At 71.4% G+C, this 22,340-nt stretch carries 16 protein-coding genes and 5 tRNA genes; 9 read left to right on the top strand and 12 right to left on the bottom strand.

Annotated elements, in window-relative coordinates:
- Positions 1 to 48: 48 nt before the first annotated feature.
- The 7 genes from ACIQ9E_RS23015 to ACIQ9E_RS22985 form a co-directional block, all read right to left on the bottom strand.
- Positions 49 to 786, bottom strand: a complete 738-nt coding sequence (locus ACIQ9E_RS23015) for a VOC family protein (protein WP_403709805.1) — start codon at positions 784 to 786, stop codon at positions 49 to 51.
- Positions 787 to 1,291: 505 nt separating this feature from the next.
- Positions 1,292 to 1,364, bottom strand: a tRNA-Lys gene (locus ACIQ9E_RS23010).
- Between the two features lie 132 nt (positions 1,365 to 1,496).
- Positions 1,497 to 4,397, bottom strand: coding sequence for a FlgD immunoglobulin-like domain containing protein (locus ACIQ9E_RS23005; protein ID WP_403709803.1), 2,901 nt, complete (start codon positions 4,395 to 4,397; stop codon positions 1,497 to 1,499).
- Positions 4,398 to 4,671: 274 nt separating this feature from the next.
- The gene (locus ACIQ9E_RS23000) at positions 4,672 to 6,891 is read right to left on the bottom strand and encodes a DEAD/DEAH box helicase (RefSeq protein WP_403709801.1); all 2,220 of its coding nucleotides are present in this window, start codon (positions 6,889 to 6,891) and stop codon (positions 4,672 to 4,674) included.
- A gap of 261 nt (positions 6,892 to 7,152) precedes the next feature.
- Complete coding sequence (locus tag ACIQ9E_RS22995; RefSeq protein ID WP_403709799.1) at positions 7,153 to 7,740, bottom strand: hypothetical protein; 588 nt, start codon at positions 7,738 to 7,740, stop codon at positions 7,153 to 7,155.
- A gap of 222 nt (positions 7,741 to 7,962) precedes the next feature.
- A complete protein-coding gene (locus ACIQ9E_RS22990; RefSeq protein WP_403709797.1) occupies positions 7,963 to 8,325 on the bottom strand; it encodes a fluoride efflux transporter FluC in 363 nt (120 codons plus the stop codon).
- Positions 8,322 to 8,828, bottom strand: a complete 507-nt coding sequence (locus ACIQ9E_RS22985; RefSeq protein ID WP_403709795.1) for a fluoride efflux transporter FluC — start codon at positions 8,826 to 8,828, stop codon at positions 8,322 to 8,324. The genes ACIQ9E_RS22990 and ACIQ9E_RS22985 overlap by 4 nt, the downstream gene beginning before the upstream one ends.
- A gap of 306 nt (positions 8,829 to 9,134) precedes the next feature.
- Here ACIQ9E_RS22985 and ACIQ9E_RS22980 point away from each other — a divergent pair, with 306 nt between their 5' ends.
- The 5 genes from ACIQ9E_RS22980 (at position 9,135) to ACIQ9E_RS22960 (ending at position 11,700) form a co-directional block, all read left to right on the top strand.
- Positions 9,135 to 9,485 (top strand): metallopeptidase family protein, encoded by a 351-nt coding sequence (locus ACIQ9E_RS22980; protein WP_006348244.1) that lies wholly within the window; start codon positions 9,135 to 9,137, stop codon positions 9,483 to 9,485.
- Between the two features lie 150 nt (positions 9,486 to 9,635).
- Positions 9,636 to 11,324 carry a metallophosphoesterase gene (locus ACIQ9E_RS22975; protein ID WP_403709793.1) on the top strand — a complete coding sequence of 563 codons (1,689 nt, stop codon included), beginning with the start codon at positions 9,636 to 9,638 and terminating at the stop codon, positions 11,322 to 11,324.
- An 80-nt stretch (positions 11,325 to 11,404) separates the two neighbouring features.
- Positions 11,405 to 11,477 (top strand) — tRNA-Glu (locus tag ACIQ9E_RS22970).
- A 44-nt stretch (positions 11,478 to 11,521) separates the two neighbouring features.
- Positions 11,522 to 11,596 (top strand) — tRNA-Asp (locus ACIQ9E_RS22965).
- Between the two features lie 30 nt (positions 11,597 to 11,626).
- Positions 11,627 to 11,700 (top strand) — tRNA-Phe (locus ACIQ9E_RS22960).
- Between the two features lie 56 nt (positions 11,701 to 11,756).
- On the opposite strand, the gene ACIQ9E_RS22955 is transcribed toward ACIQ9E_RS22960, so the two are convergent.
- The 3 genes from ACIQ9E_RS22955 to ACIQ9E_RS22945 all read right to left on the bottom strand — a co-directional run bounded on the left by ACIQ9E_RS22955 (position 11,757) and on the right by ACIQ9E_RS22945 (position 13,882).
- Positions 11,757 to 12,602: a cytochrome c biogenesis CcdA family protein gene (locus tag ACIQ9E_RS22955; protein ID WP_403709791.1), complete on the bottom strand. Its 846-nt coding sequence runs from the start codon at positions 12,600 to 12,602 to the stop codon at positions 11,757 to 11,759.
- The gene (locus tag ACIQ9E_RS22950) at positions 12,599 to 13,438 is read right to left on the bottom strand and encodes a DsbA family protein (protein WP_403709789.1); all 840 of its coding nucleotides are present in this window, start codon (positions 13,436 to 13,438) and stop codon (positions 12,599 to 12,601) included. Before ACIQ9E_RS22950 ends, ACIQ9E_RS22955 begins: the two co-directional genes overlap by 4 nt.
- 87 nt (positions 13,439 to 13,525) lie before the next feature.
- Entirely contained in the window at positions 13,526 to 13,882 is a 357-nt protein-coding gene (locus ACIQ9E_RS22945; protein WP_403709787.1) for a hypothetical protein, read from the bottom strand.
- Between the two features lie 198 nt (positions 13,883 to 14,080).
- On the opposite strand from ACIQ9E_RS22945, the gene hrpA reads away from it, so the two are divergent.
- Positions 14,081 to 18,013, top strand: a complete 3,933-nt coding sequence (gene hrpA, locus ACIQ9E_RS22940) for an ATP-dependent RNA helicase HrpA (RefSeq protein WP_403709785.1) — start codon at positions 14,081 to 14,083, stop codon at positions 18,011 to 18,013.
- A gap of 120 nt (positions 18,014 to 18,133) precedes the next feature.
- Positions 18,134 to 18,208, top strand: a tRNA-Asp gene (locus ACIQ9E_RS22935).
- A 706-nt stretch (positions 18,209 to 18,914) separates the two neighbouring features.
- On the opposite strand, the gene bldC is transcribed toward ACIQ9E_RS22935, so the two are convergent.
- A complete protein-coding gene (gene bldC / locus ACIQ9E_RS22930; protein WP_003949541.1) occupies positions 18,915 to 19,121 on the bottom strand; it encodes a developmental transcriptional regulator BldC in 207 nt (68 codons plus the stop codon).
- 464 nt (positions 19,122 to 19,585) lie between these two features.
- A complete protein-coding gene (locus ACIQ9E_RS22925; RefSeq protein ID WP_403709783.1) occupies positions 19,586 to 20,428 on the bottom strand; it encodes a hypothetical protein in 843 nt (280 codons plus the stop codon).
- 162 nt (positions 20,429 to 20,590) lie between these two features.
- Here ACIQ9E_RS22925 and ACIQ9E_RS22920 point away from each other — a divergent pair, with 162 nt between their 5' ends.
- Together ACIQ9E_RS22920 and ACIQ9E_RS22915 are read left to right on the top strand one after the other, a co-directional pair.
- Entirely contained in the window at positions 20,591 to 21,691 is a 1,101-nt protein-coding gene (locus ACIQ9E_RS22920) for a Leu/Phe/Val dehydrogenase (protein ID WP_403709781.1), read from the top strand.
- Between the two features lie 338 nt (positions 21,692 to 22,029).
- Positions 22,030 to 22,284, top strand: coding sequence for a DUF3073 domain-containing protein (locus tag ACIQ9E_RS22915; RefSeq protein WP_006348237.1), 255 nt, complete (start codon positions 22,030 to 22,032; stop codon positions 22,282 to 22,284).
- Positions 22,285 to 22,340: the final 56 nt, after the last annotated feature.

Here is a 22,340-nt window from a genome sequence, read left to right as displayed (position 1 = left end):
GCCTCTCGCACCCGGTACGGGCCCCGGGCGGGGCCCGTACCCCTGCTGTCACACCAGGCCGGTGACCGGGTCGCGGTCGGTGAGGCAGTACGTCCCGCCGGCCGGATCACGCATAACGGTCCAGTAGTCGAACACCTCGACCACGGTCGCCCCCAGCTTCTCGTGCGCGGCGGCGGCCGCGGCCCGGTCGGCGGCGGAGAAGTCCAGATGCGCACCGGTCGCCCGCGGCGCGTCGAGCCGCTGGAGCAGGACCCGTACCGGCAGACCCGCGGGGCCCTGCAGGGCGCGGTACTCGGAGAGCGGCGCGTTCAGCAGCGGCCAGCCGGTGAGCGCGCTCCAGAACGCGGTCTCCACCTCGTACGACTCCGGCGGGATATCCACGCAGATCTGGTCCGGGCGGGTGCCTTGGAACACCTCGGGGCGCCGGGACTCCCCCTGCCAGGACACCGCGCAGAAGGCCTGCCCGGCGGGGGACGCGAAGACGACGCAGCCGTCGAACTCCGCGACGATATCGGCACCGACGGCGACGGCGCGGGCCGCGAACGCGGATACGTCGTCGACGGAGAAGTCGATATGGGATCCGCGCAGCCCGTTGTCCCAGGAGCGGAGGCCCTGAAGCTTCAGATACGGATCGGCGGCCTGCGGATCCGGCAGGAAGGTCGCGTACTCGCCGTATTCGCCGCGGCGCGGGGAGAGTTGCGTCCCCGTCACCGCGGTCCAGAACTCCGCGGCCGCGTCCATCCGCTCCCGCGGCCGGTCCACGAACACACACACCCAGCGGATCATTCCGTGCTCCCCTCACCGATGATTCCTGCGCTCCGCAGCCTAGGCTTTCGGCCCCGATCACGCGGGGCGCGCGGGGCGCGGGCCTCGGAGCACCACGGTGTTCCGGACTGTCCCGATCCCTTCGACGGCAACGCTGCCCCAGTCCCCGCCTCGCAGCGGCACGGCCCCGTCCGGGGTGCCGGGCAGGAGGGTTTCGCCCAGTTCGAGGGTGAGGTCGGCGGCGATGTACGCGGGCTGTCCGAGACGGACCAGGTTCCCTCCCGGTCTCGGCCACCTCACTGCCGGCTGACCGGAGGGCACCCGCGTCCTCGTCCGGACCCGTCGCTGAGCGCTGAGCAAGGCGTCCGCAGGGTTCGTCAGGTCGGCTTATGGACGACGAGCCGGTTCCGCTCTCCTTCATCGCAACAGACCGACCAGCCCCCCAACAGCGAAGCGCCCCACCCGGCCGATGCCGGGTGGGGCGCTTCTTCGCAGGTCACGGGCTAGCGCCCGCCTCCGCATTCGGTAGGCCGCGTGGGACTCGAACCCACAACCAACGGATTAAAAGTCCGCTGCTCTGCCAATTGAGCTAGCGGCCCTCGGCCGAACCACACCTGAGCATAGCCGGACCCGGCGCGAGAGCCGATCGGGTATCCCGTGGTAGCGGTGTGGCGTCGGACAAAGAGGGCCGTCGCCGGGGTGCGGGAGCGCCCCGGCGACGGTTCCCGGGGTCAGTGCAGGGACGAGTACCGCTGCCAGCCCGTGCCCACCTGGACCGGGGCGGACAGGGTGCCCTTCCCGGTGCCCAGGTGCTGCCACAGACGGCCCGAAGTGTCCCGGGAGACCAGGTCCGCGTTGCCGTCGCCGTTGAGGTCACCGGTGCCCGAGAACGCCTTGCTGGTCACCGCCCAGTCCTTCTGGACCAGGGTCTTCGCGCCCAGCGTGCCCTTGCCGGTGCCGTTGTAGCGCCACAGCTCACCGCCCGCGTCACGTGCCAGCAGATCACCGTGGCGGTCGCCCGTCAGGTCACCCGCGGCGATCAGCGTCAGACCCTTGAAGGAGCCGCTGATGATCCCCGCCGAACGCAGGGCGCCGGTCGGGGTGACCGCGAACGCATACAGCTTTCCGTCCGGCTTGCGCGCCAGCAGATCGCCACGGCCGTCACCGGTCAGATCACCCGCGGGCAGGATCGTGTCGAAGGACCCGAAGCCCGTACCGATCCGGACCTTCACCGACGTCGGCCCCGGCAGACCGGTACGGCTGCCCTCGTAGCGCCACAGCTCACCCGCCGTGTTCCGGACCACCAGATCGTCGTAGCCCTGGTTGTTCATGTCGCCCATGGGCTGGACGGACGTGATGTTCTTCCAGCCCTTGGAGACGCGCTGCACCGCACCGCCCGCGGCCGTCTTCACCAGTCCCTGGTGGGTGACGAGGTCGGCGCCGAGGCGGGTGACGACCTCGGGGATGCCGTCGGCGGTGTAGTCGCGCGGCGCGTCATGGCTGCCGTACAGGCTGAGCCAGCTGCTGACGAGCGGACGCCCGTCGACGATCAGAACCACGCCGTACTTGCCGTTGGGCATGGCCCGGCCGGCCGCGTTCTTCCCGTCCCAGACGGCGCTGATCCGGGCACCGGTCTGAGGTACCGAGGCCTGCGGCAGGGTGCGTACGACATTGCCCGCCGCGTTCTTGACCGCCACGGACCAGGAGCCGGCCGGGCGGCTGAGCTGCCAGTGGCCGTTCCAGGTGCGGTCGTCGAAGGCGGCCTCGAGCGTGAAGGACCCGTCGATCTCGGATTCGGCGACGACGAGGGGGCTGCGCGGTACGTCCACGGGCGGGACCCGGATCGCCTGATCGGCGTCCACGTATGCGAGATGGCCGCCGAACTTGTCGACTGCCCACTTCGCGTTCGCCGGGACCGTGGCGACCGGGGCCGTAACCCCGGTGTGCAGGTTGGTCAGCGCCAGCTTGCCGCCGTCCTCACGGGCCACGAAGCCGTCTCCCAGCTTCGCCTCGCCGCCCGCCGTCACCGGAAGGTTCTTGGCCGCGGTGCGGTCGTACACCCCCGCCTTGGTGGTTCCACAGGACCAGTACAGCCAGCGGCCCACGGCCTGGAGGCTGTCCGGTACGCAGCCGGAGCCCAGCTTCAGTTCGGCACCGGCCTTCCTGGTCTTCAGGTCGAACGGGAGGACACTGCCGGCGGTCTTGCCGGGCGTCCACAGGGTGGTGCCCCAGACCGAAGCGGCCGTCTTGGCCCGCGACAGCACGACGCGTGCTCCGTAGTCCGTCCCGACATCGACAATGTTCTGCCGGTTGTCGCCGTCGTTGACGATCACATAGCGGCCGCTCGCCTCGCGCAGCTCCGGGTCCGACACCTGGACGCCCTTGTTCCGCGGGCCGATGACAGGCGTACCCGAACCCGTGATGTCATGGCTGTGGAGGTTCCACCACTGGCCTGTCTCCGTCTGCGCCGTATAGCTGAGCCTGCCGCCGCCGAGTGCGAAACCTTCGATCGTCGCGGTGATCGCCGGGATCCGGCGGGCGGTGGTCAGCTTGAGGGTGCCGTCCGCTTCCGCGGTGACCCGGCGTACGCCCCAGTCCCGGGACGTACTGCCGCCCGTGACGAGCACGCTGCCGTCGGGAGCCGTGGCGAACCGGTCGATCGAGTGCGGCAGCAGTTCCCGCGGCTCGCCGGTGTTCCCGATGGGGACGGCCATCAGTCTCGTGCCGAGCACGGGGGCCTTGTCGTGCGAGTAGACATCGCGGCTGACGAGGATCGTGTCACCGACCACGGTGAACCGGGGCGTCCACCCCTCGGCACCCTGCCGCTGGGAGATATCGGTCACCACGGGCGCCGCGTCGGGATTGCGCAGGTCGACGGTGGTGATCTTGTCGGTGAAGCGGTCGAAGCCGGTGATGACCTGGTGCCGGCCGGGCTGCTGGCCGCTCCAGCCGGGCAGCTGGGTGAGCCGCGCGGTGGCGTAGTCGAGGTGCCAGTAGACGTTGCTGCTGCTGCCGTTCTTGGCGGCGATGACGGCCCCGAAGCCGCTCTGCCCCTGCGGATAGGAGACCAAGGAGGTACTGATCCCCGGGGCGCCGGTCACCGGGGTCTCCTCGGTCGTGCCGTCGGCGGCCCGCCGCAGGATGCCCAGCGACGCGACGAGACCTTCGGCGTTCTTCCGGTAGACGACGATCGCGTCGTGGGTGTGGGCGAGGGTGTAGAAAACGTCCGGGGCCAGGGTGTAGACCGTCTTCCCGTCCGTGGCCAGGTCGGTGACGGTGACGGTCCGGGTGCCGTCCGCTCCCGTCGTCCGGGCGCTCCGCAGTCCGGAGTGGCCGGAGGTGTTGTCGACGGGCTTGGTCTCGCCCGTCGCGTAGTCGGTCCAGAGGCGGGTGCCGGAACCCTCGACCTCGGCCGTGTAGCCGGTGGGTCCCGCCTCGTGGAGTGCCACGCGTTGGGGCATCAGACGGTCCTGCGGCGGCAGTACGGCCTCACCGGCCGTGATGCCCTGCGAAGTCGTGGCCGTCGCGGCGGGTGCCACCGCCGTGACCAGGCCCGCGCCCAGGGCAACCGTGACCGCTGTCGCGACGGAGCGGCGGATGGCCGTACGAGGACGGCCGTTGTGGTGCTGCAAGGAATCCCCTCCCCTGGAACCGCAGCACCTGCAAAAGCGGTACGGCGGATCCGTCCTGCATCAGTGAACCCACGGACAACGGGAGGAGCGGACGCGAATCGGCCGCTGCCGGTGAAGAGAGACTCCCGTCCCGGGTGGCGGACATCGTAGCAACGGGATACGTGGCATGAGCAGCTGTTACGGGCCGAATACGGGACAGGGCCCGCGCCCCGGGAATTCGCCTTCCTGGGGTGCGGGCCCTGTCGCCTGCTGTCGGTGTTGCGGTGACCCTCGGTCAGCCGTTGCGCTTCCAGCGCGGCTTGTCGTCGCGGCGGCCGAACGAGCCGGAGCCGGAGCCCGAACCGCGGTGGTCGTCGCGGCGGCCGTACGGACGGTCCGAGGAGCCGGAGCGGAAGCCGCCCGAGGGACGGTCGTCACGGCGGTCACGGTTGAACGGACGGTCGCTGCCGCGGTGGCCGCCGCTGGGACGGTCGTCGCGGCGGAAACCGCCCGAGGGACGGTCGTCCCGGCGGTCACGGTCGAAGGACGGACGGTCGTCGCGGCGGAAGCCGCCCGAGGGGCGCTCGTCGCGACGGTCACGGTTGAACGGACGGTCGTCACGGCGGTCGTCACGGCGGAAACCACCCGAGGGACGGTCATCGCGGCGGTCGTCACGGCGGAAACCACCCGAGGGACGGTCGTCACGGCGGAAGCCACCGGACGGACGGTCGTCACGACGGTCGTCGCGGCGGAAGCCGCCCGAGGGACGGTCGTCCCGGCGGTCGTCACGGCGGAAACCACCGGACGGACGGTCGTCACGACGGTCACGGCGCTCGAAGTTGCCCCGGTCGTCACGGCGGTCGCGGTCCCGCTCGAAGGACCGCTCCTCGCGCTCCTTCTTCGCGGCGGCGGCAGCAGCCGCGGCCTCCGCCTCCAGCTCGGCCTCCACCGCGCCGGCGACCTCGGCCACCGCGGCCTCGGGGTCCTCGCCCCGCTCGCGCGCGGCCCGGGCCACCAGGCGGTCGGCCTCGTCGCGCAGCTCGACCGCGCGCCGCTGGATCCGCTCCAGCTGCCGGGCCAGGTCGGCGACCTCCCGCTCGGCCTGCTTGGCGGCGTTGTTCGCGGAGTCGGCCTGCACCTCGGTCAGCGACCGGGCGCCGGTGATCTCGGCGACCTCGGGGTCGAAGGCGCCCGCGCCGCCCACGATGTGGCGGGAGGCGTCCACGCCCGCGTCCTCCATCAGCCGGAAGATCTGGCGGCGCTGGTGGGGCAGGGAGAGGGAGACGACCGTGCCGGACTTGCCCGCGCGGGCGGTACGGCCGGAGCGGTGCAGATAGTCCTTGTGGTCACCGGCCGGGTCCACGTTCAGGACCAGGTCGATGCCGTCGACGTGGATACCGCGGGCGGCCACGTCGGTGGCGACGAGCACGTTGACGTACCCGTCCTTGAAGTCGGCGAGGGTACGGGTCCGGGCGCCCTGCGTCATGCCGCCGTGCAGCGCGTCGGACTTCACACCGGACTCGCGGAGCTGCTCGGCGACGCGGTCGGCACCGAGCTGGGTGCGGACGAAGATGATCGTACGGCCCTTGCGGGCGGCGATCGCGGCGGTGACCGGGGCCTTGTCCTTCGGCTTCACGACGAGGACGTGGTGGGTCATGGTGGTGACATTGCCCTGGGCGCTGTCGACCTCGTGGCTCACGGGGTCGTTGAGGTAGCGCTTCACCAGGGTGGTGATCTCGTTCTCCATGGTGGCGGAGAAGAGCATCCGCTGGCCGCCCTGCGGGACCTGGTCCAGCAGCTCGGTCACCTCGGGCAGGAAGCCGAGGTCGGACATCTGGTCGGCCTCGTCGAGGATGGCGACCTGGACCTGCTCCAGGGAGCAGGCGCCGCGGTTGATCACATCGCGCAGCCGGCCCGGGGTGGCGACGAGGATGTCGACGCCGCGCTCCAGGGCGTAGATCTGGTTGCCCATGGACGTACCGCCGCAGACGACCTTCATCTTCAGGCCGAGGACGTCACCGTACGGCTGGAGGGCGTCGGCGACCTGCATCGCCAGCTCGCGGGTCGGGGTCAGGATGACACCGCGGGGCTTCTTCTTCTCCGTACGGCCGCCGGAGAGGGTCGCGAGCAGCGGCAGACCGAAGGAGAGCGTCTTGCCGGAGCCCGTACGGCCACGGCCGAGGATGTCCTTGCCGGCCAGGGCGTCCGGGATGGTCGCGGCCTGGATGGGGAAGGGGGTCGTGACGCCGTTCTGCGCGAGCTTGCGCACGATGCCCTCGGGGAGACCGAGGTCACCGAAGGTGATGCCGGGCTCGGCGGAGTCGCCGTCACCGTCGATGTCGGCGTCAAGGTCGCCGTCGACAGCGAGGTCGGTGTCGACGTCGGCAGCCAGGTCGGTGTCGGCGTCGGTGCCGGTGGTCGCCTCAGCGGTGGCGACAGCGGTCTCGGCGGCTGCTACGGCCTCCGCGGACTCGTCCTCGGACACAACGATCTGATCAGAAGAGAAAGTGGACATGCGAAATGCGAAACCTTCCGGAGTCTCGGCACGCGCCCAACTCCGTGATTTCACAAAAGACCGCCTCGATGCGGTCGGCCACGGCAAGGGAGATACGCGCCACACGGCGCGCTCTTTTGGCGCCGGGCAATGGGATCAAACGATCTACCACCATACGCACCCTCCCCCTCCCGAGGCAAACCACGACCGCGTGACCCCCGTTACACGGCGGCGACCACCGGTGACCGGTCGCTCACCCGTACGTCACGCCGGTCCCGTACGTCACGCCGGTCCCGGCTGCGGCGACGCCGTCGGCCGCCCCCGCATCCCCCGCCCGTCGGCCTCCACCAGCCGCATCGCGCCCGCGTGCACCTCCGGCGCCGACGAGGCCGACGGCGGATCGGTCGGCTGCGGCGGCTCCGAGACCGGCGGATCGACGGGCTCCTCCACCGGCGGATCCACCGGGGGCGCCGGCTCCTCCGCCGACGGCGTGGGCCGGGGCGCGGGCGGCTTCGGCGCACCCGGCTGCGGCGGCTGAGGCCGCTCCGCCCCGGGTCCGGGCCGGTCCTCCTCGGGCGCGGCGGAGGCGCCGGGGCTCGGCGACAGCTCGGGCCGTCCGGCCTTGCGCCCGCCCCCGCCGGGCTTCCCCGAATCCGCGTGCCGGCCACCGCCGCCCGCGTGCCGGCCGCCGCCCGGACGCTCGTAGCCGCCGTCCGGGTCCGCGTCCGTGTCGCGCCGGTCGGGCGAGCCGCTGGGCGCGGGCTCGGCCCGCTCGTCGTCACCGACGCTCATGCACCCGGCCGATGCGGCGAGCGCGAGCGTGACGGCCAAGACGGCGGCCACACGGCCGGGGACGGACGACTGGCGCACGGGGGCACCTCCGGAGCAGAACGGGGACAAGGGCGCGCAAGGTGCGCCCGGGGCGCCCGGACACGAATCGCGCACCGCGCGCGGGGCTCGTTCCCGTACGCGGATCTCCCTGCCCAACTCCCGTCGGGCCGCCGGGGACACGCCCCGCGCTCTGACGAGTACACGACCGCGCCCCGGCTTCCGCGCCCCGTGCGCCCCCGGACCGCGACCGCCGTGCTCCCGTCACCCCCGCACCACCCCCGCCAGCTCCGCCCCGAGGACCAGGGCTCCCGTGCCCACCAGCACGGAAGCCGCGATATTGGCCGCCGCCATGGGCCACCGTCCGGTCTCGGCGAGCCTCAGGGTCTCGTACGAGAAGGTCGAGTACGTGCTGAGCGCCCCGCACAGGCCCGTGCCCAGCAGCGCGTACAGCTCGGTGGAGACGGCGGCGCCCGCGGTCGCGCCGAGGACCAGGCACGCGACGGCGTTGACGGTGAAAGTGCCCCAGGGGAAGGCCGATTCGTGCCGGGACTGCACCGCCCGGTCGGTCAGATAGCGCAGCGGCGCGCCCACGGCGGCGCCGAGCGCCACCAGCAGCCAGGTCAACGGCCCGCCTCCGGCCGCCCGAGCACCCACCGCGTCAGCGTGACGGCCGCCCCTACCGCGCCCAGAGCGCCCAGCAGGGTCCCGGCCACATATCCGAAGGCCGCCGCACCCTCCCCGCGCTCCAGCAGGTCGCGGGCGTCGAGCGCGTACGCGGAGAAGGTGGTGAACCCGCCCAGCACCCCCGTCCCGGCGAACGGCCGCAGCAGCGGATGGGGAGTGCGGCGGCCGTGGCCCTCGGCGACCGGCACCATCAGCACGCCGATCAGGAACGAGCCGAGGACGTTGATCCCGAGCGTGACGAGCGGGGTGGAAGCCGGTTCGCCCGGCCAGGCGCGGACCGCCGCACAGCGGGCGAGTGCGCCGATGACCCCGCCCGCGGCGACGGCGGCCAGCACCAGCAGGACATGCGCCCCGGCGGTCTCGGCGCGCTGGGCGGGGACATGCAGATCGACGTCCGGGTCGATCGGCGCCGGCTCGTCCCGGCCGCCGCCGGCCGGGCTCACGGCGCGCTCCCGGCCGTACGGCCGCTCCGCGTCCCGGGCCGCGGCACCCGAAACAGGGCGGGCAGGGGAACCACGGGGCGGCGGCGGGCTCTGCGGGTCGGCACGGCACTCATTCTTCCGCGCCGGCCTCCCTCTCCGCCCGCCAACGGCCGGTTCCTGTTCCGTGCTGCCCGGCCGGACCCGTTCCCCGGCGGGGTACGGAGTTACGGGCGTACGCCCCGGGGAGCACGGCCCGCTCCTCCCGCGCCGGGGGCCGCCCGGAGCCGCCCGGGACCGCCCGGGGCCGAGGTCGCGCAGAATGGCCGTGTGCTGGAGATGACGCGTGAAGCGTTCGAAGAGCTGGTGAGCGAGGCGCTGGACTCGATTCCGCCGGAGCTGACCCGGGTGATGGACAATGTGGCCGTCTTCGTGGAGGACGAACCCGACCCGTCCGATCCGGAGCTGCTGGGGCTGTACGAAGGCACCCCGCTGACGGAGCGCGGCGAGTGGTACGCGGGGGTGCTGCCGGACCGTATCTCCATCTACATGGGGCCGACGCTGCGGTACTGCGAGACCCCGGAGGACGTGGTCCACGAGGTCGCGGTGACCGTGGTCCACGAGATCGCCCACCACTTCGGCATCGAGGACGACAGACTCCACGAACTCGGCTGGGGCTGACCGGCCCTCCCGGGCCGGGTCGCGGGGTTCCGGGCCCGTCCGGAACCTGCCCGCCCGCGCAGGCCCCCACCCGTACCGCCTCCGCAGACCCCGCGGCCCGTGCCGCGCCCGCCCCGCATAGGGGCCGCCCCGGCCGGGCATACGGGCCCAATGACAGGCCCATCGGCACCTGCCCGGCAGTTCCGGCACCGCGCCCTGCGCGCGCTGCGCGCTCTCCGCGGGCGGGCCGCACCGGCCGGGCCGCGCACCCGCGCGCGGCGGCGGGGGCCCGGCGCCCGGATCCGTACCCTCATAGCCGCCCGGCGGCGGCCCGCCGCCGCACCCTCCCTCGCCCCCGCGCCCGGCCCCTGGGTCCGGGCCCTCGGGCTGGCCGTCGTCGCCGGGCTCGGGGCGTGGCTCGGGCTGCTGGTCGTCGGGAGCGTGCAGACGCAGGTCGGGCCGATGGAGACCAGCATGGCCCTGCGGCCCGATCTGACCGGCGGGACCCGGATCAACGTCTCCCCGCTCGGCGCGCTGGAGCTGGCGTCCCACACCGCGCCCCTCCGGCTCGACGTCGACGTGGAGCAGCTCGACCCGGCCCGCTCCAGTGCGCTCGTCGAACATCCGGAGCGGCTCTCCGGTCTGGAGGACGAGGTCGCGGCCGATGTCGTCGCCGGTACGACGGAGCTGGCCGTACGGTCCTGCGCGGCCGTCGTCGCGGGCGCCACCGCCCTCGGGCTCGTGGTCTACCGCCGGCCGCGCCGGGCCTTGGCCGCCGGGGGGCTCGCGCTCGCGCTGCTCGCCGCCTCCACCGCCACCGCCGCCGCGACCTGGAATCCGCGGTCCGTGCTGGAGCCGCGCTACTCGGGGCTGCTGACCAGCGCACCGTCCCTCATCGGCAACGCGCGGTCGATCGTCACCGAGTTCGACGTCTACCAGCAGGAGCTGGCCCGGCTGGTCACCAATGTCACCAAGCTGTACGACGCGACCTCGACGCTGCCCGTCTTCCGGCCGGACCCGGGCAGCATCCGGCTGCTCCACGTCTCCGACCTGCATCTCAACCCGGCCGCCTGGCACATCATCGCCTCGCTGGTGGAGCAGTACCGGATCGACGTGATCGTCGACTCGGGCGACACCATGGACCACGGTTCGGCCGCCGAGAACGCCTTCCTCGACCCGATCCGCGATCTGGGCGCGCCCTATGTGTGGGTGCGCGGCAACCACGACTCCCGGACCACCCAGGCGTATCTGTCGCGGATGAAGAACGTGACGGTCCTCGACGAGGGCCGGGCGGCCACGGTCGGCGGGCTGCGGATCGCGGGCACGGGCGATCCGCAGTTCACACCGGACCGCTCGGCGGTGGCCCAGGGCGCCCCGGCGGAGCGGATGGCGGGGATCCGGCTGGCGTCGGCGATCCGCGACCAGGCACGGGCGGGCACGCCCGTGGACCTGGCGGTGGCGCACAACCCGGACGCGGCCCGGGAGACCGACGGCACGGTCCCCCTCGTGCTCGCCGGGCATCTGCACCGGCGGCAGGTGGAGGTGATGAAGTTCGGCACCCGGCTGAAGGTGGAGGGGTCGACGGGCGGCGGCGGTCTGCGGGCGGTCCAGAACGAGAATCCGGAGAAGGTCCGGGCCTCGGTGCTCTATCTGGACCGGACGACCAAGCGGCTCCAGGCCTGGGACGAGATCACGCTCGGCGGGCTCGGGCTGACGACGGCCGAGGTCGGCCGCCATCTTCCGGAGGAGAACAAGCCGGGCGCGAAACCGTCCCCGGAGCCCTTCCCCAGGGTCTCGCCGACCGCTCCGGCGGCCCCTTCCCGAGGGCCTTCCGGACCCGCTCGTTCCACGGTGCCGTAAACCGTTTTGGCGATACCTCCCGCCATCCCATATGCTTCTCACGTCCCCGAGGCGCTGCAAAGCGCCCAGGCGGGCCCTTAGCCCTCATCGTCTAGTGGCCCAGGACGCCGCCCTTTCAAGGCGGTAGCACGGGTTCGAATCCCGTTGGGGGCACGCAACACCTGTGCGAGAATATCGCTCGCGCAGTTGCATTACCTGGTCCTGTGGAGCAGTTTGGAGTGCTCGCCACCCTGTCAAGGTGGAGGCCGCGGGTTCAAATCCCGTCAGGACCGCTACAGCTCGTGCGAACAGCACAGTTGTTTGGCTGGGTAGCTCAGTTGGTACGAGCGATCGCCTGAAAAGCGATAGGTCGCCGGTTCGATCCCGGCCCCAGCCACAGTTTCCGGCTCAGGCCCCGTCCTCCAGGACGGGGCCTGAGCCGTTTCCGGGCCCCTATGCCTCTCCGGCTTCCCGGGCGTCGGGGGTACGGCGGCGGGCGGCGCGGACCGCGAGCACGGCAGCGGCCACCGCCACCACCCCCGTCAGCAGCGCCCAGTCCGGCACGGCGGCCCCGGCCTCAGCGGCCCACTGCTCGGCCTCGAAGGAGCGGTCCACGGAGACCAGTCCCGGCAGGGCGGTCGCCCCGTCGAAGACCAGGAAGAGCACCCCGAGGAGCACGAAGAACAGTCCGGAGAGCAGTGAGGTGGTGTGCAGCCGGAGCCGCCCCACCGAGAAGCCCCGGCCGCGCAGCCAGCGCCGCCGGCCCAGGTCGAAGCGGTCCCAGAGCAGGGCCAGGAAGAACAGCGGTACGGCCATCCCCAGGGCGTACACGGCGAGCAGCAGCCCGCCGTAGACCGGGCTGCCGCTGAACGCGGAGACCGTGAGGACGCTCCCGAGGATCGGCCCGGCGCAGAAGCCCGCGAAGCCGTAGACCAGGCCGAGGGCGTAGACCGGGGCCGCCGTGGTGGGGCGGATCCGGCCGGAGAGCGCGGCGAGCCGGCGGGAGGCGAAGCCCAGGCCGAGGAGTTGCGCCACGCCCAGCGCGATGATCAGCCAGCCGCCGACGGCGACGAGCAGATCGCGGTTGCCGTAGAAGAAGCGGGCGGCGTACGAACCGGCGACGCCGAGCGGGACGAGGGTGGTGGCCAGTCCGGCGTAGAAGATGCCGGTACGGGCCAGCAGCCTGCCCGTCGAGTCGAGGGAGTAGGCGAAGAAGGCCGGGAGCAGCAGGGCGCTGCACGGGCTGATCAGGGCGAGCAGTCCCCCGAGGAAGGCGGCCAGATAGCCGATCTCGGTCATGAGCCCGATCCGTCCCCCGGTCCGGCGGGGCCGACGGACTCGGCTCCGCCGGGCTTTACGGCTCCGGTGCCGCCCGCGGACTTCAGGGCGGCCTCGATGGCGTCCGTGAAGGTCCGCTCGGGCTGGGCGCCCGCGATCGGGCGGCCGTTGATCAGGAAGGAGGGGGTGGAGGTGGCGCCCAGGGCGTAGGCCTCGTCCTGGTCGCGCTGGACGGACTGCTTCGCCGCGTCGCTCTCCATGTCCTCGGCGAACCGGTCCGCGTCGGGCACGCCCGCCTGCTTCGCCAGCTCCTTCACCCGGTCGGCGGAGAAGCCCTTCGCCTTGGAGCCCTTGGCGTAGGCGGCGGCGTGGAACTCCCAGAACCTGCCCTGGCGGGAGGCGGCCCAGGCGCCGCGGGCGGCGTTCTCGGAGGGTTCGCCGAAGATCGGGAAGTTGCGCCACTCGATGCGCAGCTTGCCCTGGTCGACGTACTTCTTGATGAGCGCGGGCTCGGTGTCCCGGGCGAACTTCCCGCAGAAGCCGCACTGGAAGTCGGCGTACTCGATCATGACGACGGGCGCGGTGGTGCTGCCGATCGCCAGCCCGTCGCCGGTCTCGCGGCGGGCGAGCCGCTCCAGCTCGGGGTAGGCGCCGGTCTCCTCCTCGACGCTTGCGGAGGGCTCACCGGGCCGGGAGGCGCCGGCAGCGGTGTCGGTGGGGCCGGTGGCCCGGACCGTGGCTGCCGGATCGTCCGGGCGGGTCGCGGTGTACGAGGCGAGGCCGAGCACCAGCGCGGCGGTCAGCACGCCCGCACCGATCAGCAGGGGTTTGCGCCGGTTGGCGGGGATCGACGGCATAGGGGAACACTCCTGAACGAAGGACGGAAAGAATGCGGACAGAAGCCCCGGATCCCGATGAACCAGGGCAAGGCATGCCTTCCCTGCCTATACGCGTAGGATCGACCGTTCCTCCGAAGAGAGGGGTATCGGCGGCGGACGCCCGTCCGCGACCGGCCCGGCCACGGTGGCGGCGCGGCCGTGCGGAGCCGTACCGCAGTGGGGGTCGTACGACGGTGCGGACGGCGGCTCAGGGGACGCGGTACCGCGCGGCGGGGTGGCGGGCTGTGCGTCGCGCTCCCCGGCGCCGGAGCCGTTGCCGCAGCCCGCGGCGCCCTCCGGGGCCGTCACCACGGGCCGGTCCGCGCGCTCCTGCGCCGCCTGCGCCGCACCCGCGGCCCCCAGCGCGGGACAGAGCACCAGCAGCACGACCGCCAGCGCACCGAGCGCCCCGAGCACCGCCACGGCCGGCCGCGGGCGCGACCGGACACGTCCCGGACGCAACGGCTGCGGCGGCATGGTGGCTGGTCCCCCCTGGATCGCGGCTGGCGGCGTCCGGCCCGGCGACGGTCCTGAACGATCACTCCATACTGCACCAAAGACCGGAAGAGCAGTGAAATGCGTTAGCCCTCGGTTTCCCGGGGGTGCGATGCTGGAGACCGTATGTCTACTTCCTTCGCCGACCTTCAGACGCTGCTGGCCGGGGCCCCGCTGCGGGACGCCCACCGGCTCGGCCGCCGACTCGAAGGCGCTCGCCGCATCCGTAAGCCCGAGGCGCGGCAGGCCGTGCTGGACGAGATCGCCGCCGAGGCGGAGAAGGCGGCCGCCCGGACCGCCGCCCGCCGCGGCCGAGTGCCGGAGGTGACGTACCCGGAGCAGCTCCCCGTCAGCCGTAAACGGGACGAGATCCTGGAGGCGATACGGGACCACCAGGTCGTGATCGTCGCGGGTGAGACCGGCTCCGGCAAGACCACCCAGATCCCGAAGATCTGCCTGGAACTGGGCCGGGGCGTCCGGGGCATGATCGGCCACACCCAGCCGCGCCGGATCGCGGCCCGTACGGTCGCCGAACGCGTCGCGGAGGAGCTGCGGACCCCGCTCGGCGAGGCCGTCGGCTGGAAGGTCCGCTTCACCGACCAGGTGAACCAGGACGCGACCTTCGTGAAGCTGATGACGGACGGCATCCTGCTCGCCGAGATCCAGACCGACCGCGAGCTGCGCGCCTACGACACGATCATCATCGACGAGGCGCACGAGCGGTCCCTCAACATCGACTTCCTCCTCGGCTATCTGGCGCAGCTGCTGCCCCGGCGGCCCGATCTGAAGGTGGTCATCACCTCCGCGACGATCGACCCCGAGCGGTTCTCCCGCCATTTCGGAGACGCGCCGATCATCGAGGTCAGCGGGCGGACCTATCCGGTGGAGGTCCGCTACCGGCCGCTCCTGGAGGAGGACGCCGAAGAATCCGCGGAGAGCGACCGGGACCAGATCACCGCGATCTGCGAGGCCGCCGAGGAGCTGATGGCCGAGGGGAAGGGCGATATCCTCGTCTTCCTCTCCGGCGAGCGCGAGATCCGCGACACCGCGGACGCCCTCAACAAACGGAACTACCGCTTCACGGAGGTGCTGCCGCTCTACGCCCGGCTCTCCCACGCCGAGCAGCACCGGGTCTTCCAGCCGCACACCGGCCGCAGGATCGTTCTGGCGACCAATGTCGCCGAAACCTCGCTGACCGTCCCCGGCATCAAGTACGTGATCGACCCCGGCACCGCCCGGATCTCCCGCTACAGCCATCGCACCAAGGTCCAGCGGCTGCCGATCGAACGGATCAGCCAGGCCAGCGCCAACCAGCGCAAGGGCCGCTGCGGCCGTACCTCCGACGGTATCTGCATCCGCCTCTACTCCGAGGACGACTTCGACGCCCGGCCCGAGTTCACGGACGCCGAGATCCTCCGCACCAATCTGGCCTCCGTCATCCTCCAGATGACGGCCGCCGGACTCGGCGATATCGAGAAGTTCCCCTTCATCGACCCGCCGGACCACCGCAATATCCGCGACGGCGTGCAGCTGCTCCAGGAGCTGGGCGCCTTCGATCCGGCGCAGAAAGACCCCAAAAAGAAGCTGACGCCCCTCGGGCGGCAGCTCTCCCAGCTCCCCGTCGACCCCCGGCTGGCCCGGATGGTCGTCGAAGCCGAGAAGAACGGCTGCGTCCGCGAGGTGATGGTGATCGCCGCCGCGCTCTCCATCCAGGACCCGCGGGAGCGCCCCGCCGACAAGCAGACCCAGGCGGACCAGCAGCACGCCCGCTTCAAGGACGAGACGTCCGACTTCCTCGCCTTCCTCAACCTCTGGCGGTACGTCCGCGAGCAGCAGAAGGAGCGCGGCTCCTCCAGCTTCCGCCGGATGTGCAAGCAGGAGTATCTGAACTTCCTGCGGATCCGCGAATGGCAGGACATCTACGCCCAGGTGCGGCAGGTCGCCAAGGCCATGGGCATCCAGGTCAACGAGGAGGACGGCCCGGAGTCCGGCGTCCATGTGTCGCTGCTGGCCGGGCTGCTGTCGCATATCGGGCTCAAGGACACCGACTCCAAGAACGAGTTTCTGGGGGCGCGCGGCGCCAAGTTCGCCGTCTTCCCCGGTTCCGCGCTCTTCAAGAAGCCGCCGCGGCTGGTGATGTCCGCCGAACTGGTGGAGACCTCCCGCCTCTGGGCCCGGGTCAACGCGAAGATCGAACCCGAGTGGGTCGAACCGCTGGCCCAGCATCTGGTGAAGCGGACGTACTCGGAACCGCACTGGGAGAAGGACCAGGCCGCGGTGATGGCGTACGAGAAGGTCACCCTGTACGGCGTGCCGATCGTCGCCCAGCGCAAGGTCAACTACGGCCGGATCGACCCCGAGACCTCCCGGGACCTTTTCCTTCGCAACGCCCTGGTGGAGGGCGACTGGCGGACCCACCACAAGTTCTTCGCCGACAACCGGCGGCTGCTGACCGAGGTCGAGGAGCTGGAGCACCGGGCCCGGCGCCGGGACATCCTCGTCGACGACGAGACCCTCTTCGACTTCTACGACCGGCGGGTGCCCGCGCACATCGTCTCCGGCGCGCATTTCGACTCCTGGTGGAAGCAGAAGCGCCAGGAGGAGCCCGAGCTGCTCGACTTCGAGCGCGAGATGCTCATCAACGAGAAGGCCGGGGCGGTCACCAAGGACGACTATCCGGACTCCTGGCGCCAGGGGCGGCTGAAGTTCCGCGTCACCTACCAGTTCGAGCCGGGCGCCGACGCGGACGGCGTCACCGTCCACATCCCCGTCCAGGTGCTCAACCAGGTCACCGACGAGGGCTTCGACTGGCAGATCCCCGGACTGCGCGAAGAGGTCGTCGTCGAGCTGATCCGCTCCCTGCCCAAACCGGTACGCCGGCACTACGTACCCGCACCGAACTACGCGAAGGCCTTCCTGGAGCGGGCCGTGCCCCTCCAGGAGCCGCTGACGGCGACCCTGGCCCGGGAGCTGAAGCAGCTGGTCGGCGTCCCGGTCCACCCCGACGACTTCGACCTCTCCAAGGTCCCCGACCACCTCAAGATCACCTTCCGGATCGTCGACGAACGGCGCCGCGGGCTGGCCGAGGCGAAGGATCTGGAGTCCCTGCGGCTGAAGCTGCGCCCCAAGGCCCGCCAGGCCCTCTCCAAGGCCGCAGCGGGGGCCGCGGGGCCGGCGGGCGAGTCCATCGAGCGCACGGGCCTCACGGACTGGACCATCGGCTCCCTGACGAAGGTCTTCGAGACCCGGCGGGCCGGACAGCCGGTGAAGGCGTACCCCGCGCTCGTCGACGACGGCGACACCGTCTCCGTACGCCTCTTCGACACCGAGGCCGAGCAGCGGGCCGCCATGTGGCGGGGCACCCGCCGGCTCGTCCTGCGCAATATTCCGGTGAACCCGGCCAAGTTCGCCTCGGACAAGCTGACCAACCCGCAGAAGCTGGCGCTCTCCAGCAACCCCCACGGCTCCATCCAGGCCCTCTTCGAGGACTGTGCGACCGCCGCGGCCGACAAGCTGATCGCGCACCACGGCGGGCCCGCGTGGGACGAGGAGTCCTACCGCAAGCTGTACGACGCCGTCCGCGCCGACCTCGTCGACACCACCGTCCGCACGGTCTCCCGGGTGCAGCAGGTGCTGGCCGCCTGGCAGGCCTGCGAACGGCGGCTCAAGGCCACCTCCAGCCCCGCGCTGGCGGCGAACACGGCGGATGTGCGCCGCCAGTTGGACACCCTGATGCCGGCGGGATTCGTCACCCTCACCGGACTGGGCCGGCTGCCCGACCTCATGCGCTATCTGGTCGCCGCGGACCGGCGGCTGACGCAGATGCCGTCCGGGGTCCAGCGCGACACCTCGCGTATGGAGAAGGTCCAGGACATGCAGGACGAGTACGCCTGGCTGCTGGAGCAGCTCCCCCAGGGGCGGCCGGTGCCGAAGGACGTCCTCGACATTCGCTGGATGATCGAAGAACTGCGCGTCAGCTACTTCGCGCATGCGCTGGGGACGGCGTACCCGGTGTCGGACAAGAGGATCGTGAAGGCGATCGACGCGGCGGCGCCGTAGCGGCGCCGGGCGCCGCGGAAGCTGTGACGGCGCCGTCACCGAGGGCGAGTTCGACCGGAGCGCCGATGCTGCTGTAGAGTCTCTTCTCGCAGCCCAGCGCAGGAATCGGGCCGCGAATCTGGTCCTGTGGAGCAGTTTGGAGTGCTCGCCACCCTGTCAAGGTGGAGGCCGCGGGTTCAAATCCCGTCAGGACCGCATCGTTTCCCCGAAGGGCCCGTGCCACTTGTTGGTGCGGGCCCTTCGGCGTACCCGCCGACCTCGCCGCTTCCAAGAGCCTTGAGTGCCGCCCGCGCCCCGCAGTGGGCCGTTCGCGCAGTTCCTCGCGCCCCTGGGTACTCGACCCGCCCGCACCTGCTGGATTGAGCGCCCGGGGGCCGCATATCAAGGTCGGTGAGGCGAAGGTGTCAGGGGCGCGGGGAACTGCGCGAACGGCCACGACGGGCCGCGGTCGGCCAACTCGCCGGAAGAGGCACCTCCATAGCCCTTCCGGGGGCGGGCCTGCCCGCAGGCGGATGCCCCCGGGGGGCGGGACCTTGGTCCCGGGGAAAGGGGACCTCGGGGGCATGGCGGGGAGCGGCGGAAGATGACACGCTCGACGTTGGCAAGGGTTGCAGCATGTGACGGGTGTCACCGTATAGGTTTTGCGTAGACAGGTTTTTAGGCCTCGTTTACAACCAACCAATTTAATATGTGCAATTGCACTGCCTCGATAACCTCCCCGCTCACCCCCCAAAAAAATCGCGCCGGACTCGGCGGAGTCCAGCGCGATCGGTGACCGACGGCCCGTTGGGGCGGGCGCCCGTCGTATGGAGCTATGGGGTGGGCTTACCGGAATGGGGGTCCCGGAACGCCCTGATCCGGAGAGGCCGCCGGGCAGTGGCCGACCTCGCCGGGACGAGGCTTATGCCTCGCTGCGCTGCTGCGGAATGCCCGCCAGCAGTGCGCGTACTTCCGCCTCGCGGTAGCGGCGGTGGCCGCCGAGCGTGCGGATCGACGTGAGCTTCCCTGCCTTGGCCCAGCGGGTGACCGTCTTCGGGTCCACACGGAACATCGTGGCGACCTCAGCCGGGGTCAACAGCGGCTCGGCGTCAGGGGTGCGAGCGGTCATGAGCGGCCTCCTCGGGAGAACCGAACCTTCTCGGTTCTTTCCTCTAAATTCTGCACCTTGACCCGCGTTGCCCGAAATGGCGTATGCGGGTTGAGTCGGTTATAGGACGAACGGCTTGTCCTCGGCACTACAACTACACCATCTGTCCAGCCGCCACGGCCAAACCGTTGGAATTGCCCTCCGAGGTGTTCATCAGTGGCGGAACTCCGATGGACCATGCCATAGCGGACAGTTACACCACAGTGACGATCAGTCACAGAGCGATCAGGAGCCACCAGACCCCCCATAGAGCACAATGCCGAGCGTTCCGCCCTCACTTGGACGGAAGGAACCCTCCCCGGACTCCTTGTCCTATTTTGACACGAGGGTAGGCGTTGGGCGCAAGAGCCCTGTTAGTGCAGTCCGTCACGCTTGACACAAAGGCCCGGATCGGGACCTAGGACCTGCCCCTTTCGGCCCCGTGGTCAGTTCGCGGACTGCAGGCCCCGCACGGCCCCCCACCGCTCGGCCAGGCGGGCGTAGGCGATCCGGGCCCCCTCCGCGTCGCCGGCCCGCAGCGCCGCGATCCCGGCGGCCACGTCCGCCGCGGAATGGTCATCCGCGAGCGCCGCACCGGACAGCGCGTGCACCAGTCCGCCGTAGTCCAGTTCCACGAGGGAGCGCGGATGGAATTCCTCCAGCCACTTCCCTACATCTACCAAACCCGCCGCGAGCTGCTCGCCGTCCTGGGATTCCCGCAGCGCCTTCAGCGCCCGCGCAACCCGCCGCCGGGCCTGGGCCATGGGGGTGCGGTAGCGCAGTCCGGGCGGCCCGTCCGGCCCATCCGGACCGTACTCCCGCTCCTCGTCCCCGAAGAGGGTGAACCACCGGACCGGGACCTGCCAGACCGCCGTGCGGATCCAGGGGCGCGCGTCCGGGTTCCGCTCGCGCCAGTGCTCCCAGTCCGCCGCGGCCTCCTTCCGCACCACCGGCGGCAGGACCGCGTCCAGCAGCGCCGCCGGGAAGCGCTCAGGTGCCTCCTGGAGCGCCAGCCGGCTCCTCAGCTTGGTCCGCCAGGGGCAGACCAGCACCACACCGTCCACTTCCGTCACGAACGCCTCGGTACTTTCATGGACCGGGACGGGAACGGGCGGTGTGGGCACCAAGTCCGCCAGCGAGCGGCGGAGTTCGTCCTGGGCCGTGGGAGTCTCTCCACGGGCCGCGTAGCGCGTCCAGTGGGCCCTTTCCGGCTCGGGGAAGGCGGCCAGGGGCTCGTACACCCGCAGATAGGCCGCATAGGGAACGATCACCGAGGACACCGCAGGCATACCGGAAATACTTCCACGTCCGAGCCGTCCTGCACCCCTCACCCGGGTGATCCTCCGCACGGAGGCCGATCCACGCCTCCGGAGGACTTACCCTCGTGCCGTCTGGGGGTTTCCCCCACCCCGGGAAACCCACCCGCCGCTTCGTACTTGGGAGTCACCACCGTGACCGACATGACCGGCGCCGCCGCCCCCGTGCTCCACACCCTGTTCCGATCCGACCAGGGCGGGCACGAGCAGGTGGTCCTCTGCCAGGACCGCGCCTCCGGCCTCAAGGCCGTGATCGCCATCCACTCCACCGCCCTGGGCCCGGCCCTCGGCGGTACCCGGTTCCACGCCTACGCCTCCGAGGAGGAGGCCCTCGCCGACGCGCTGAACCTGGCGCGCGGGATGTCGTACAAGAACGCCATGGCCGGACTCGGCCACGGCGGCGGCAAGGCCGTGATCATGGGCGATCCGCAGACGCTGAAGTCGGAGGAGCTGCTGCTGGCCTACGGCCGGTTCGTGGACTCCCTCGGCGGGCGCTATGTGACCGCCTGCGACGTGGGGACGTACGTCGCCGATATGGACGTCGTCGCCCGCGCCACCCGCTGGGCCACCGGCCGCTCCCCCGAGAACGGCGGCGCCGGCGACTCCTCCGTACTCACCGCCTACGGGGTGTACCAGGGCATGCGCGCCAGCGCCCGGCACCTCTGGGGCGATCCGGGGCTCGCCGGGCGCACGATCGGTGTCGCGGGCGTCGGCAAGGTCGGTCATCACCTGGTGAAACACCTGGTCGACGAGGGTGCCCGGGTGATCGTCACGGATGTCCGCGAGGAGTCCGTACGCCGGGTCCTCGACCGCCACCCCCAGGTCACCGCCGTCCCCGACACCGCCGCGCTGATCCGCACCGAGGGCCTGGACGTCTATGCGCCCTGCGCGCTCGGCGGCGCGCTGGACGACCATTCGGTACCGGTGCTCACCGCGGCGATCGTCTGCGGGGCGGCCAACAACCAGCTCGCCCACCCGGGGGTGGAGAAGGACCTCGCCGACCGCGGGATCCTCTACGCCCCGGACTACGTGGTGAACGCAGGCGGTGTCATCCAGGTCGCCGACGAACTGCACGGCTTCGACTTCGACCGGTGCAAGGCGAAGGCCGCGCTGATCTACGAAACCACCCTGGAAATCTTCGCACACGCAAATTCAGAGGGTGTTCCGCCGGCCGTGGCGGCCGACCGGATCGCTGAGCGGAGGATGGCCGAGGGTCACCGCCCCGAACCCGGCTGAGGGTCGGCTCGACAGCGGCCGGCCGGCTGCCGCGGGGCCGTTCCCGGGGCCCGGCCGGAGCCGTCCGCCCGTTCCCGGGGGTCCGGAATGACGAGACTCACCCCGGACGGGCGGGCCCACCGCCAAGAAGAGGTTAATATCGCAGATGACCAGCGAGGACGGGGCTCCTCGCGGGTTCTGCGACGTGGCACGTCATGCGGGCGGCGTACCGTATGGCCGCGGAAGCAGGTACCGTTGAAGCCCTACGGGCCGGTCTCCCCACGGGGAGTCCGTTCCGACTTATGAACGCGTGTCAAGACTCTGGGGCCGTCGAGCCCCGTCACCGAGGGGGTCGAGCCATGGGGCGCGGCCGGGCCAAGGCCAAGCAGACAAAGGTCGCCCGCCAGCTGAAGTACAACAGCGGCGGTACTGATCTGACACGACTGGCCACTGAGCTGGGCGCATCGACTTCGAGCCAGCCGCCGAACGCGGAGCCGTTCGAGGACGAGGACGAAGAAGACGACCCGTACGCACAGTACGCGGAGCTGTACAACGACGACGAGGACGAGGACGACGAGTCCGGTCCCGCGTCGCAGCAGCGCCGCGGCGCTTGACGCTGTACTGACCACCGACCCGGTCCAGGGGCGAAAGCTCCGGGACCGGGTTCCGT

The organism is Streptomyces sp. NPDC094448 (assembly GCF_044763775.1).
Classification (GTDB): Bacteria; Actinomycetota; Actinomycetes; order Streptomycetales; family Streptomycetaceae; genus Streptomyces.
The sequence above is the reverse complement of the archived record's forward strand: the minus strand, read 5'-3'. Positions and strand labels throughout refer to the sequence as shown.

Excerpts from the sequence above, each read along its gene's own strand:
- ACIQ9E_RS22915 (WP_006348237.1), top strand. The coding sequence starts at position 22,030 with ATGGGGCGCGGCCGGGCCAAGGCCAAGCAGACAAAGGTCGCCCGCCAG.
- bldC (WP_003949541.1), bottom strand. The coding sequence starts at position 19,121 with ATGACCGCTCGCACCCCTGACGCCGAGCCGCTGTTGACCCCGGCTGAG.
- ACIQ9E_RS22950 (WP_403709789.1), bottom strand. The coding sequence starts at position 13,438 with ATGCCGTCGATCCCCGCCAACCGGCGCAAACCCCTGCTGATCGGTGCG.
- ACIQ9E_RS22975 (WP_403709793.1), top strand. The coding sequence starts at position 9,636 with ATGACAGGCCCATCGGCACCTGCCCGGCAGTTCCGGCACCGCGCCCTG.
- ACIQ9E_RS23015 (WP_403709805.1), bottom strand. The coding sequence starts at position 786 with ATGATCCGCTGGGTGTGTGTGTTCGTGGACCGGCCGCGGGAGCGGATG.
- ACIQ9E_RS22925 (WP_403709783.1), bottom strand. The coding sequence starts at position 20,428 with ATGCCTGCGGTGTCCTCGGTGATCGTTCCCTATGCGGCCTATCTGCGG.
- ACIQ9E_RS22955 (WP_403709791.1), bottom strand. The coding sequence starts at position 12,602 with ATGACCGAGATCGGCTATCTGGCCGCCTTCCTCGGGGGACTGCTCGCC.
- hrpA (WP_403709785.1), top strand. The coding sequence starts at position 14,081 with ATGTCTACTTCCTTCGCCGACCTTCAGACGCTGCTGGCCGGGGCCCCG.
- ACIQ9E_RS23000 (WP_403709801.1), bottom strand. The coding sequence starts at position 6,891 with ATGTCCACTTTCTCTTCTGATCAGATCGTTGTGTCCGAGGACGAGTCC.